A 12,989-nucleotide genomic window follows, 5' to 3' on the forward strand; every position below is an offset into this window, starting at 1 on the left:
GCCTGCCCGCGAGACCCAAGGCGCCTGGGCCCATTTGAACCCGAGGGAGGACGGCATGCAGAGCCGACATGTGATTTCCACCGTGGAAGACTACGAGCCCTTCATCGGCCCGCAGGCGGTGGAGCGGATTCTCGTCAAGGGCCGGCAGCTCGCCGGACGCAGCGTCTGCCATGTGAACTCGACGTACTTCGGCGGCGGCGTGGCGGAAATCCTCGCCTCGATGACGCTGCTGATGCGCGCACTGGGGCTCGACGCCGAGTGGCGGGCCATCCAGGGCCCGCCGGACTTCTTCGGAATCACCAAGAAGATGCACAACGCGCTCCAGGGCGCCCCCATCCGCCTCACCGACATCAAGAAGGAAATCTACGAGGACGTCGCGTTCCAGAACGCGCTTCGCAACCGGTTCGACCATGACTACGTCGTGGTGCACGACCCGCAGCCGCTCCCGCTGGTGGAGTTCTCGCGCAAGCGCGGACCGTGGGTCTGGCGCTGCCATGTCGACATGGCCAATCCCAGCCAGGAAATCTTCGAGTACCTCACCGGGTACATCGAGAAGTACGACGCGGTCATCAGCAGCGCGACGGAGTACCACCAGCCCTGGAGCGTGCCGCAGTTCGTCTTCCAGCCGGCCATCGACCCGTTCAGCATCCTCAACCGCGAGCTGCCGGAAGGAGAGGTGGAGCGGCGCCTGCGCCACTACGGCGTCCCCACGGACCTGCCGCTGATAGTCCAGGTCTCCCGGTTCGACCGCTGGAAGGACCCGCATGGCGTCATCGAAGCCTTCCAGATGGCGCGGCGCAAGGTGGACTGCACGCTGGTGCTCGTGGGCAACGTGGCCACGGATGACCCCGAGGGGCCGCAGGTCTATGAGTCGCTCCTGGGAGCGAAGGAGGACCGCATCCTCATCATGAGCGGCGAGGACACGTCGTTCGTGAATGCCCTCCAGCGCCGCGCCGCCGTGGTGATGCAGAAGTCCCTGCGCGAGGGCTTCGGCCTGACGGTCAGCGAGGCCATGTGGAAGCGGACGCCCGTCATCGGCGGCAACGTGGGCGGCATCCGCTACCAGATTGACGACGGGGAGAATGGCTTCCTGGTGTCCTCGGTGGACGAGGCCGCGGACCGCCTGGTGCGCCTGCTCTCCGATGAGGGGCTGCGCCGCCGCATGGGCGAGGCCGCGCGAGAGAAGGTGCGGCAGAACTTCCTGATGACCCGCTACCTGGAGCAGTACCTGGACCTGATGGACGGCTTCCAGGCCCGCTACCGCCTGCGTCCCGGGTTCGTGGACCCGTCGAGGCCGGAGCAGGGCATCGACGTCGAGCGGCACGCCCCGCATTGACGGAGGAGGAGCCCTCCGCGGCTCACAGGCAGTCCACGAGGCGGGGAAGCGAGCCCGAGCGGGCGGTCCGCCGGGCACCCCAGTGCCACGCAACCCATCAGGGTCGTGCTCATGGAAGTCCCCCGGGGTTGATGGAAGCAGCCTGACAGCCTGAAACCCCGCCGCCCCCGTGTCGCACGAGACCCCCAACTCCACGGGCCTGTTCTCACGCACGTGTTGCGTGAGCGTCGACACGAGCGCGCGGGCCTACCCGACCTTCACTCCCATCGTGGAGGGTGGCGGCCCCGTCCTCGGAACCAATGGCCGCGGCTTCCGCGCCTGGAACTCCTGAGGCGCCGCCTTCCATCAGGTCCCAGCGGACGACGGCCACCGTGGGAGTCCCGGGGCCGAGCACCGCGTCCATGAAGAGCAGGACCGCCGCGCGCGGCAGCAGCGTGTCGATGCCGCGGGCCTGGCCGAAGGCGCTCCGGGCTCCCCGGCTCCAGCCTCATTCTCAACAGGGCTTCCGTCCCGCCTATACGCATACGCCATCCCATCATGCGTTGCGTTTGATATCGGGCCCCGCCTAACCTCATCGCGGTCGTGAGCGGCGTTCGACTCGGGCTCTTCTGCCGACGTCCTCGTCGCCGCAGCATGCCGAGTCCGCCGCAAGCCACGCACCGCGCTCGTCTAACGTCCTGGAGCCTGCCGCGATGAATCCATTCTCATCCCCTGCCTGTCGCCGCACCGGCCTGAACATCGCCGCCGCGGTGTTCGCCGTCCTGTTCGCCTTGCCCGCGAGCACCGACCCTCGGCCACACACGATTGGCACGCCGCCCGGCATCACGCTGCCGCCGACCACCGAGACCGTGCCGCCGCCGCCTTCGTGGGACGGGGTCGCCTTCAAGCGCGGAGTCGTTTCGGTGTCGCATCCGCTCGCTGCCCGTGCCGGCGCCGACGTGCTCGCGCGCGGCGGCAACGCCATCGACGCGGCCGCGGCCATCCAGTTCATGCTCAACGTGGTCGAGCCGCAGTACTCGGGAATCGGCGGCGGCGGCTTCATGATGGTTCACCTGGCGCGCGGCAATCGCACGTTCGCCATCGACGCGCGTGAGACGGCGCCGGCGGCGGCGACGCCCAACCAGTTCGTGTTCACCGGCGTCACGCCCGCGCAGCGCTTCACGCTCGCGTCGACCAGCGGCCTGTCTGTCGGCGTGCCCGGAACCGTCGCGGCCGTCGACACCGCGTTGCGCCACTTCGGCACCCTCTCTCTCGCCGAGGCGCTTGCGCCGGCGATCCGGGCCGCCGAGCAGGGCGTTCCGGTCAACCGGTTCCTCGCGGCGAACATCGCGCAAGACGGCGGCCGGACGTCGATGCAGCCGGAAACGGCCGCGGTGTTCCGGCCCAACGGGGTGCCGCTCAAGGAGGGCGAGCTGCTCGTCCAGCGTGACCTGGGGAAGACGTTCCGCCTCATCGCCCGCCATGGCCCGGAAGTCTTCTACCGCGGGGAGATTGCGCAGGCGCTCGTCGCGGCGCAGACCCGCAGCCGTACGCCGGTCGCCGCTGAAGGTTCGGGCCGCATGACGCTGCAGGACCTCGCCAACTATCGGGTCGCAATCCGCCAGCCGGTCCAGGTCGACTACCGCGGATGGACGGTCACGTCGATGGGGCCGCCCTCGTCCGGGGGGCTGACCGTCGCGCAGATGCTCAAGCTGGTCGAGCGCTTCCCGCTCGGCGATGCGACGCGCGGGTATGGCTTCGGCAGCACGAACACGCTGCACGTAATGACCGAGGCGATGCGGCTCGGTTTCGCCGACCGCGCCGTGTGGATGGGCGACGAGGACTTCGTGCAGGTCCCGAAGGTGGGGCTGCTCAATCCGGATTACGTCGCGACGCGCTCCGCGATGATTCATCCCACCGTTCGAATGGCCACCCCCGCGGCGGGCAACCCGCTGCCGTACGACCCGAACATGACCGGAGACACGCAGGTGCACCTGCCGGTGATTCCGGAGGAAGAGGAGAAGCCGTCGCACACGACGCATTTCACGGTCGTCGACCGCTGGGGCAACGTGGTCAGCTACACGACGACCATCGAGGCGACCTGGGGCACCGGCATCACCGTGCCCGGGTACGGCTTCCTGCTCAACAACGAGCTGACCGACTTCAATCTGGACCCGACCCGGGACCCGGCGACGGGCAACCCGGGTGCGAACGACGTCGCGGCGGGCAAGCGCCCGCGCAGCTCGATGGCGCCGACGCTCGTCTTCAAGGGCCGGGAGCCGGTCGCAGCCTACGGCGCGCCGGGCGGCTCGACCATCATCAACTCCGTGTTCAACGTGACGCTGAACCTCATCGACCACGGCATGTCCATCCAGCAGGCAATCAACGCGCCGCGCCTGTCGGTGGTGACCCCGCTCGGTTCGATGTCCTGCGACGGTGCCGACGCCTTCATCCAGCCGAAGTTCAGCGTCGCGACGCAGGATGAATTGCGCGCGCGCGGGCATCTCGTCTTCGGGCCCGCCGGTACGAATGCATGCACGTTGACGATCGGCTCGGTGCAGGGCGTCGTGACCGACCTGCGGACCGGGCGAAGCTACGGCGGGGCCGATCTGCGTCGCGAGGGCATGGTCATCGGACTGAAGCCGTGGAAGCGCAACGGCGGCGATAGCGACAGCGACGGCGAGCACGACGAGGACTGAGTGCCGCGGCGGCCGGTACCTCCACGGGAGGCCGTGAGGACCTGACGGAGCAGGCGGCGCGGGACATCGCCAAGGGGCTGACGAAGCCCCTCTTCGCGAACCACCACGCCGTCCTGCGCGTGCACGGGCCCGGCATCGGCGAGAGCCGAACGGCACGGTGAAGGAGAAGAAGGACACCGTGGAGTGGCAGCTCCGCCTGGCGGAGCTGCCGGACGTGCCCAGGGAGGGCCGCGGGCTCCGCGCCGTGGTGCACGGTGGGCGAGCCGCTGTGGCTGTGGCCGGTGGTGATTGGCATTCCCCCCCTGGCATCGACGAGACGGTGGCGACGGGTCGGCGGACATTCCCGCACACTGGCGCATGCGACTGCCATCGGCGTGGTCTACGGGAGCGGTTCGAGTACGCTGCCCCGCCTCTCAACCGAAAACGGTGACTCGCGCATGAACAAGCCGCGCATCTTCCTCGGGTCGTCGGGCAAGCAGGCCAAGCTGCTCCAGGCCATCACGCGCGGGCTCGAGGACGTCGCCGACGTCGAGCCCTGGACGACCACCTTCAACCCGGGGCGGTCCACCCTCGACCGTCTCGTCGAGCTCTCCCAGGAGGTCGATTTCGCCGCGTTCGTGTTCGCCCAGGACGACTGGACGGCGACGGATGCGTCCCACTCCGGTCAGGCATCGCCGCGCGACAACGTGGTGTTCGAGGCCGGGCTGTTCGGCGGCGCGCTCGGCATCCGGCGCACGTTCATCCTCCACGCGAATGGTTCGAAGCTCCCGAGCGACCTGCTCGGGCTGACCTCCGTCCGCTACGACCCGGCCACGAGCCCGGCGGAGGTTCGCGCGATGAACCAGAAGCTCCGCAAGGCAATCGAGACCGAGGGCCGCCGCGGCCCGGTCGAGGGGCTGTGGTGGCAGCTCTCGCTAACGGTACGGAGCGTGGAGGAACCGTCGGCGGTGAGCCTCCTGCGCATCTCGCGGGACCGCGACGGCGACCTGACCGTGACCGGCCGGGCATGGCAGGAGGACGGCACCCTGTCGACCCGCTACTGGAGCGAGGCCACGAAGGAGCGCAGGGAGCCGGCCGGCATCCTCTACTTCTGGAAGGGCGAGCGGCCTCGGCACGCGAATGCTCCGCAGCTCGAGGGTGCCGGCGAAATCACATTGCAAACCGCCGACCGCGCCACCGGGTACTGGACGACACGGTCGGATCGCGACCCCGGGCTGAATGCCCGAACCGCCGGCGTCTACCTTCGAGCCAACCCCGCGGACCTCCAGGTGCTGGAGAGCGGGAGCGAGGAGGAGCGCGCGCAGCTCATCGCGCAGCGCCTCCGGGAGTGGAAGTCGGCCACGAACGCATTCTGAGCAGCTCACCTCTCCGCCTCGGCGCTTCGCTCTTGCGCGAGGAGGATCAGCTTGGCCCGGCTGGGCACGGCCAGCTTGACGAAGACCCGCTTCAGGTGCGTCTTCAACGTGTTCAGCGAGCTCCCCATATCTTCCGCGATGGTTTGGTTGTCCCACCCATTCAAGACACGCTCCACCACGTCCATCTCGCGAGGCGTGAGGCGCTTGCGCCACTCGGTGGGGGCATGCGTCCCGTGAGACACCTCCTGGAACAACAGTGCCCATGGCGTTCTCCCGGGATGGCCTGGCAACCGAAGGAAGGTCACCTTCAAGCTTTGCCCTGGTCGCCGGAACGTCAGGACATCCTGCCCGGAGAGCATTCGCTGTCCGGAGCGACTGAGCCCCTCCAGCGCATGCAGGAGTACCTGTGGCAGACCGAAACGGCCACAGGGCGCATCGGGGAACCAGCGATGGAGCAGCGCCGTGGAGAGGGGGGTGCGCATCAGCTCGGTGTTGGGAGGGCTCAGCACGATGCTCTCGAGCCCTGTATGGCGGAAGAGCTGCTCCAGGAGGTCCCCCTGGCGGGCCATGTCTCCTAGCATGAGGCAGTTGCGAACCGTTCTTGCCAGGATGGGCGTCAGGCGCTGAAGAAAGGCCCGCTGCTGCTCCGAGAAGGCCTTCCGGCCAGACCGGTACAGGGTGAAGCCGCTGTGCCAGCCAAGTCCCATGTCCAGCGACACGGACAGCACGCGCTCCACCACCATGTGCATCTCCCGGCAGTGCGCATACATGGCGCTGTTCCGCAGCTGCTGGTGAGACAGCATTTCGGTGTCCCGCAGCACGATGTTGGGCCGCTGAATCACCGCGGAGCTCACGAAGCACTCGTGTGAAATCTCCGGATAGCGGTCAAAGAAGACCTGGGGCATGCCCTGGACCATGGGCCAGTCATATTGACCGGGCTCCCCTGGCCTGGACACGCAAAGCCCTCCAAAGTCCGCGGTCAGCACGCGTGACAGGATCCTGTGGGACTCCGAGAAGACTTCCTTCAGGTCGAGCGAGCTGGTCAGCGCTGTCATCACCTCCAGGAGCACCTGCTCGCGCTGCATGGAGCTCTGCTGACCCTTCACGCGCATGACTTTCCTCCACGGATGGATTCAAGCGTCGGCACACGTCCGAGGTGTTTGTACCATGCACGGCAACGACAGCTCCCCTCACCCCGGACTCCCGGATGGCATCACCCCTATGGGTGATGCCATCTCCCAACAGGCTCCCGTACGTTCCGCGAGCTACTTCCTGGCCCCACGGGACTGGGAGCTGCATGCCCGATATTTCCGGGTCGCCGCGGGAGTCATTTCCAGTCTGGGAATCAGCATGCGCCCGTCCAGAGGGGCGCGCGATGTTTGCCCAGCCGCGGCCGGTGGACTGTCTGGGATTTCGTCCGGATTCTTGATGGAGGTCACATGTTCCCGCAATCGCGCCTGATTCGTTTCATGTCGAGGATTTCCCTGCTCGCGTTCCTGGCCGCCCTGAGCGCCGTCACCTGGAGCACGCCGGCCCAGGCGCGTACGCCCGGGGGCATCATCGGCGTCGGGTATTACGACCATCAAGGCCCGCCGCCGTGGGTCGAGGCGGCGTGCCAGTTCACGGCGGTCTACAAGCCTTGCACCTGCCTGCCACCCGCCGTACCCGCCTTCAACGCAACCATGGGCTGCTCCAACACGAGCCAGGATTGGGCCGACCTGGACGCGAAGAACTCCTGCACCCAGCTCTGTGCGGACGCGGCCAGGGACGTTCCGGGGACTGACAAGGGCAACGGCGGTACCGTGGGGCGTCCGGGGGGCTCGACGAAGGGCCGCGTCTCGCTCGAGGGCGCCGGCACCCTGGCGGCCCTGGAGTCGGGGGGCTACGTGGGGTTCGTCCCGTTCAGCGAGGAGCCCATCGGGTACGCCACGGAGAAGGAGGGGCTGGCCGCGGCGCTCGTGGAGGCCACCACCGTGCCCTGGGTCTTCCTGGTGGGCATGGGCGAGTCCATCCAGTGGGAGGACCCGCAGGGGTCGGCGGCGTTCGTGCAGGTCTACTGGAGCGAGCGCGGCGTGCCCCACCCCATCGGCCACTGCCACCACTCCCTTCAGGTCTCCTGTCCGCTCCAGGACGTGAAGCTCGGTGACAGCCTCCAGGTCTGCTCGGGTGAGAGCGAGCAGGACGCCAGGGAAATCGCCCAGACGAGCTGTGCGCCGCTGCGCTACAACGCGCTGAGCCGCTCCTGGAGGACCTGGGCCATCTATGGCGCCCATGCGGAGGGCAAGTACAGCGCACCGGCCGCGACAGTCGTTGCCGTGGGCCCCCGGCAGTTCCTGGGCTACATCCCCTCCAGCCTGAAAGTCGTGGGCCTTTACGATGACTGGGCCAGGCTGGCTGAGGAACTGCTGGAGCGCACGGCGGGCACTACCGTGTGGCTTGCCGGCCCGGCGGAGTTCTACGCCCCAGAGGCCGAGTAACCCCGCCGCGTCAGCGTGGCGTCGGGACGGAGCACGGCGAACACATACGGCATTTCGCCGGGCGGGGCGCTGCTCGAGCCTGAGGTCTGCTTTCGGTGCGCTCGCTCATGTACCGCACCGGATTGTTGAGACACCAGTTTGGACGTACGCCCCGCTGGCTGCGAGGGACAAGGTGCAGTAATCATCGCGTTTCATCCATACGCGCCGGTCGGGAGCGGTTGGCACTGGCGCATGACGCGATGAAGGATGCGCCATGTCTTTGAATGCCTACGCTCTATCTGCTGGCGTGTTCGTCCGCGGACTGACCAACTTGAAAACACAGTTGACGAAGGCCGAGGACCACGCCGCTGCCAGTGGCAGCGGTGAAGCGGCGTTGCTGGACGCGCAACTCGCCGCGGAAGGGCGCATGCGCGGCGTTGCGAGTGACGCGCCAGCGGACCTGCACATGTACACGCTCGCCGCTCAAGTCCACTGGGCCGCGGAGGGAGCCAGGTTGGCAATCGCGCAGTTGCTGGGTGCGCCACGGGTGCCGGCCGCGAACGATGCAAAGAGCTTTGCGGACCTGCACCAGCGGCTCGATGCGACAATCGCGTATCTCCGAGGGATCGCGCCAGGCGACCTCGAAGCCGGACTCGATCGAGCCATCGTGATCGAGCACCGCCGTGGCTCGATGCGCTCCAGTGGCCGCCAGTTTCTTATCGCATTCGCGATCCCCCACTTCTTCTATCACGTGACCACCGCCTACGGCATCTTGCGCAACCAAGGCGTGCGACTCACCATGGGCGACTTCTTGGGCAATTGGGGGGACGAGTTGAGCTGAACCACACCACCCGCTCAGCGGGCCGTGAACGCGGACGAAGTGAGTACACGGCGCGAGGTGACGGAAGAAAACCGATACGGAGCGGTGGGCGGTCTCGACAGGCGAGCCCCGTTGGATGCGTGCTCGCGGGACTGGAGCGCACGGGAGGCGCGGCTCGTTCAGCCGGCCGACGTGGCGCCGAGCTTCTCCAGCGCGTGGCGGTAGGTCCAGGGCATCCACGCACCGGGCGCTTCGGCGACGAGCTCATGATGGCGCAACGGGGCAACGAGGTCGTCGACAAGCTCGAAGGACACGCGGCGACACCGTCTCCACCGGGTGGAGGCGGTGTCCTCGTGTCTTTCAATCACTACCGCCGGAAGCGCGGCGGCGGGGGCTTCGCGGCCTCCGCCTCGGCGGCGCGCTCCAGGGCCCGCGCGCTGGCGGCCGCGGACGGGGCGCTCCGTCCCATCCACGTGAAGAGGCGCTCGAGGGCGCGGCTCCGCTCGGGCTCGGGCAGGCCGAGGATGTTGGCCCCGTGGTTGCCGCCCGGGACGAAGAAGCGGAACGCGTCATTGCGCTCGCGAATGGAGAAGGCCGCGGCGGACCACGGGTCGTTCCCTCCGTAGATGAAGAGCATCCGCTCGCCGCGGGTGCGCACCCAATGCTCCACGCGGAGCATGGCGTCCTGGTCGAACGGCTCCGTCACCGGAAAGTCCAGGTACACGTCCGGCGTGTTCTCCCCCGGGTAGCGCAAGAGCCCGCGCAGGTGCCGCGTGGGGAAGCGAGGCCAGCCCAGCTGCGTCGCCGCCTGGTAGTAGGCGGGGGCGAAGGGGGCGACGAAGCGGTCTCCATACGTGAAGGCCACGCCCACGACAGCGTCCAGGAAGGCGAAGGTCTCTTCCGCCGGCGCGCCGGGCGCGGGAATGCCCGCGCAGCCGGACGGCGGGCCGTACTGCCAGAAGTAGAAGGACGCCTCGACGGCGGAGAACTCCAGTGCCCGGTCCGCACCGCCCACCACGGTGAAGCCGGTGCCCAGCGTCGCGCCCAGCGCCTCCACGAGGGGCCGCAATTCCTCGCGGCGCCGCAGCACGTCCTGCTGGAAGGCATCCAGCTTCGCGCGGCAGTCCGCGTCTCCCACCTGCTCGACGAAGTGCACGTAGCGCACGTCGCGCAGCCCGTGGCTGGCAGGCGCGACGTAGGCCACGGTGGCGTCCACGTCGTCCGGGTAGAAGTAGCGATGGAACACGGCGGCCAGGCCGCCCTTGCTGCCTCCCGTCGTCAGCCAGTGCCCGGAGTACAGCGGCCTGAAGGCCTCGATGACGCGGTGGTAGTCGCCCGCGGCCTGCTGGAGGGTGAGCAGCCCAAGGTCATTGGACGCCGGCCGCGAGGCGCCCATGAAGCGGTGCTCCAAGAGGAGCTGGTTGGCGCCGAGCAGCGCGGAGGGCTCGGCCTCGAAGAGGCCGGTCAGCATGTAGCCCTCGCTGGCGAGCACCATGGGCGCGTCCACCGAGCGGTGCATCAGCAGCAGCCGGAGCGGGAAGTGCTCTCCCTGCGGGCGCGCATGGTCCACGGGCAGGTACAGGCTCAACAGGAACCAGCGCGTGCCTGGAATGGGAGAGGACCGCTCGGAGATGACGGTGAGCCCGGGAATGGACTGCAACCGGGCGAGGAGGTCGTCCAGCTCCGCCGGGGTCTCCAGCGGGGCCGTGGACTGCCGCGGTATCTCCGGGACGGCGGGCTCTGGAAGGGAGGCGTCACCGCACGCCTGCATCAGCAGGGACAGCAACAGCAGCCAGGCCGAGCTTGGGGTCTTCATCATGCGATGCACCGGGGGACCTCGGGGGCGCCGCTTCAATGCGCGTCGCGCACGCGCATATCGGGCACGCCGGAAATCACGGCGCAGCTGCAATCAAGTGAGCGTCAGGTGCGGGAAGGCGCCGGGCTCGCGCAGGTGCGAGGCCTTGGCGGAGAGCAGACGCCCCGGCTCGGCGAGCACGTCCCAGCCGTTCCACCGCTCCACGCGGCCCAGGGAGTCCCACCCAAGCGCAGCCCATTCAGCAGACTGCGTGATGTACGCCGAGGCACTCCCCCGCTCCCCCTCCTACACACGACTCGGGACTTGACCGGCGACGCGAGGCGCTGCCCGGCACCCCATCCGCCCGCCCCCGAGGAGGACCAGGGGCCGGACTTCGGCCCGCTGTAGGTGCCCGCGAGCAAGGACCTCATGCCTCATGCAGGGCGGCCACCGCAGCAAACTGGCCGACCGCCCCATGCGCTACGCCACGTCAGCCGACCTGGGCCAGGACGTAGCTGAACTCGCCCTGAGAGCCGAGCGCGGCCCAGAAGTTGTTGAAGCGGCCCTGGTCCATCGTCTGGCAGCCGGCGGAGTACGTGTCGGACGTTCCGCCGCGATGGAAGTAGTAGCCCTGTCCGCCCCAGTCGCCGCTGAACACATCGTCCTTCGAGTTGATCCGGTGATCGCGGTTGGTGTCGCGCCGCACGGTCGGGTTCCCGTAGCGCAGGTCCGGCGCGAGGATGTTGCCACCGAAGTTGCCGTTGAAGCTCTTCCGGTAGTGGTAGGTCTTGTTGCCGACGAGGCGGCCGACCGGCTTGGTGCTCTGGCTCGGGTCATCGGCCCAGCGGCGGTTGGGCTCGGTGTTGGCCTTGAACTCCTGGACGTGCGGCTTGCCGCTGCTGTCCTTCCACATGACGACGAGCCGATCGTCGTAGGTGCCGCCAGAGGGGCGGTCCTTGGTGAATGGCGTGTTCACCCTCAGGCCGACGATGACGCGCTTGCCGGCCGCGAGGTCCTGCTTCGCCTTGGCGTCGCCGTACTTGTCCACGTACTTCGAGTAGAGCGCGTACTCCTTCGCCTGAGACATGCCCTCGGTGTTCGGGATGCCCTTGGGGAGCACGCTGGTGCTCTTGCCAGGCTGCGGCTTCGGCGCTGGCTTCGGCGCTGGCTTCGGCTCAGCCGCAGGCGTGTTCACGACCTTCACGTGCAGCTTCTGGCCCGGGTGGATGACGTTGATGTTGTCGACCTGTGGGTTCAGCTTCTTCAATGCGGCCAGCGAGAGCTCGTGTTTCGCCGCGATGCCCGAAAACGTGTCACCGCTCTTCACGGTGTAGTCCACGTACTTCCTGGTGGCCGGCTTCTCCCCGGCGCTGTGCCTGGCAGCGACTCCACTCAGCGTGTCTCCGGACCGGACCTTGGACGTCATCATTCGGGGTACTCCTGAAACCGAAGGTGTCTGACCTGATTGTCGGCGGTGCGGGCTCGGAGTTTCTTAGAATTTGATCCGCCACCGGCCCCAGTGCCCGTGGGACAGACCGCGAGTCACTTGAATTTTACACTCGGTGAGACGGTGAGGATGAGGGGGCATGCGGCGGTGGCCTGAGGAGCGCGCCGTCACTCACCGCCCGAGCTCGGTCGCGAGCAGGTCGAACACCAGTCGGATTCGCTTGCTGGTGTTCAGCTCGCGGTGGGTCGTCAGCCAGATGGGAAGGAACAACGGGGCGAGGCTGGGGAGGGCACGCCGGACCAGCGGCTCGGCGTCTCCCACGCGCTCGGGAGCAACGCCCACGCCGATGCCCTGCTTGACCATCTCCCAGAGCACGAGGTGGTTCCCCGTCAGCACCGGGAAGTTCCGTCGCGTCAGGCTCAAGCCCAGCCCCTTCAGCCCGCTGAGCATGGCATCCGTCCCACCAATCCCGATGAAGTCGGCGCGGCTCAGTGCCTTCGGCGTACGGGGGTTGCCGATGCGCGCAAGGTAGCGGGTCGCCGCATACAGCCGCATCGGGTCGTCCCTGACCTTGGTGGCGATGAGGTCGGGCTGGGTGGGGCGGAAGTTGCGAATCGCGATATCCGCCTCCCGCCGGCGCAGATCGACCGCGGTGTTGGTTGCGATGAGCTCGATGTCGATGCCCGGCGCCTCGCGCCGAAGCTTCTCCACGAGGGGCGGCAGCAGGAAGGCCGAGTAGATTTCGTTGGCCGTGATGCGGACCAGCCCGGTGACGCTCTGCGACTGTCCGCCGGCCGCAAGCGAGACACGCCCCGCGGCGTCGCCCATGGCTCGAACGTGGTCGAGCAGCTCGCGCCCGCTCGGCGTCAGCGTGAGGCCCCGCCCCACGCGCTCGAACAGCACCACGCCCAGCTCCTCCTCGAGCGCGCTCACCTGACGCCCGAGTGTCGGCTGCGCCATGCCGAGCGCACGCGCCGCCGCCGTGAGCGAGCCCTCTTCCGCGGTGACCAGAAAGGCCCGCGCCCGATTCCAATCGAATTTGACCGCCCGCCAGTCCATGCATTTTCGCATATCAGGTGAAGGAACTCAGTCAATTCCGTTG

General features: G+C 68.1%; 10 protein-coding genes. 5 read left to right on the forward strand and 5 right to left on the reverse strand.

Annotated features, from left to right (window positions below; genetic code table 11):
- Positions 1-55: 55 nt before the first annotated feature.
- The 3 genes from ACX9TP_RS40130 to ACX9TP_RS40140 all read left to right on the forward strand — a co-directional run bounded on the left by ACX9TP_RS40130 (position 56) and on the right by ACX9TP_RS40140 (position 5,369).
- The gene (locus ACX9TP_RS40130; protein WP_482975963.1) at positions 56-1,336 is read left to right on the forward strand and encodes a glycosyltransferase; all 1,281 of its coding nucleotides are present in this window, start codon (positions 56-58) and stop codon (positions 1,334-1,336) included.
- A gap of 692 nt (positions 1,337-2,028) precedes the next feature.
- Complete coding sequence (ggt, locus tag ACX9TP_RS40135) at positions 2,029-4,014, forward strand: gamma-glutamyltransferase (RefSeq protein WP_482975964.1); 1,986 nt, start codon at positions 2,029-2,031, stop codon at positions 4,012-4,014.
- 437 nt (positions 4,015-4,451) lie between these two features.
- Entirely contained in the window at positions 4,452-5,369 is a 918-nt protein-coding gene (locus tag ACX9TP_RS40140) for a TIR domain-containing protein (protein WP_482975965.1), read from the forward strand.
- Between the two features lie 5 nt (positions 5,370-5,374).
- Here the strand turns inward: ACX9TP_RS40140 and ACX9TP_RS40145 are convergent, their stop codons facing one another.
- The gene (locus tag ACX9TP_RS40145) at positions 5,375-6,481 is read right to left on the reverse strand and encodes a helix-turn-helix transcriptional regulator (RefSeq protein ID WP_482975966.1); all 1,107 of its coding nucleotides are present in this window, start codon (positions 6,479-6,481) and stop codon (positions 5,375-5,377) included.
- Positions 6,482-6,838: 357 nt separating this feature from the next.
- Between ACX9TP_RS40145 and ACX9TP_RS40150 the strand changes: the two genes are divergently transcribed.
- Both ACX9TP_RS40150 and ACX9TP_RS40155 read left to right on the forward strand, forming a co-directional pair.
- Entirely contained in the window at positions 6,839-7,846 is a 1,008-nt protein-coding gene (locus ACX9TP_RS40150) for a hypothetical protein (protein ID WP_482975967.1), read from the forward strand.
- Between the two features lie 253 nt (positions 7,847-8,099).
- Positions 8,100-8,666 (forward strand): DUF1993 family protein, encoded by a 567-nt coding sequence (locus ACX9TP_RS40155; protein ID WP_482975968.1) that lies wholly within the window; start codon positions 8,100-8,102, stop codon positions 8,664-8,666.
- Between the two features lie 158 nt (positions 8,667-8,824).
- On the opposite strand, the gene ACX9TP_RS40160 is transcribed toward ACX9TP_RS40155, so the two are convergent.
- From ACX9TP_RS40160 to ACX9TP_RS40175, 4 genes are all read right to left on the reverse strand, one after another.
- Entirely contained in the window at positions 8,825-8,959 is a 135-nt protein-coding gene (locus ACX9TP_RS40160; protein WP_482975969.1) for a hypothetical protein, read from the reverse strand.
- Positions 8,960-9,012: 53 nt separating this feature from the next.
- A complete protein-coding gene (locus tag ACX9TP_RS40165) occupies positions 9,013-10,464 on the reverse strand; it encodes a S28 family serine protease (protein ID WP_482975970.1) in 1,452 nt (483 codons plus the stop codon).
- Between the two features lie 466 nt (positions 10,465-10,930).
- On the reverse strand, positions 10,931-11,869 hold the full coding sequence (locus tag ACX9TP_RS40170; protein WP_482975971.1) for a LysM peptidoglycan-binding domain-containing protein: 939 nt from the start codon (positions 11,867-11,869) through the stop codon (positions 10,931-10,933).
- A 189-nt stretch (positions 11,870-12,058) separates the two neighbouring features.
- Entirely contained in the window at positions 12,059-12,946 is an 888-nt protein-coding gene (locus ACX9TP_RS40175; protein ID WP_482975972.1) for a LysR family transcriptional regulator, read from the reverse strand.
- Positions 12,947-12,989 lie beyond the last annotated feature (43 nt).

It is taken from the genome of Pyxidicoccus sp. M15, from assembly GCF_056858435.1.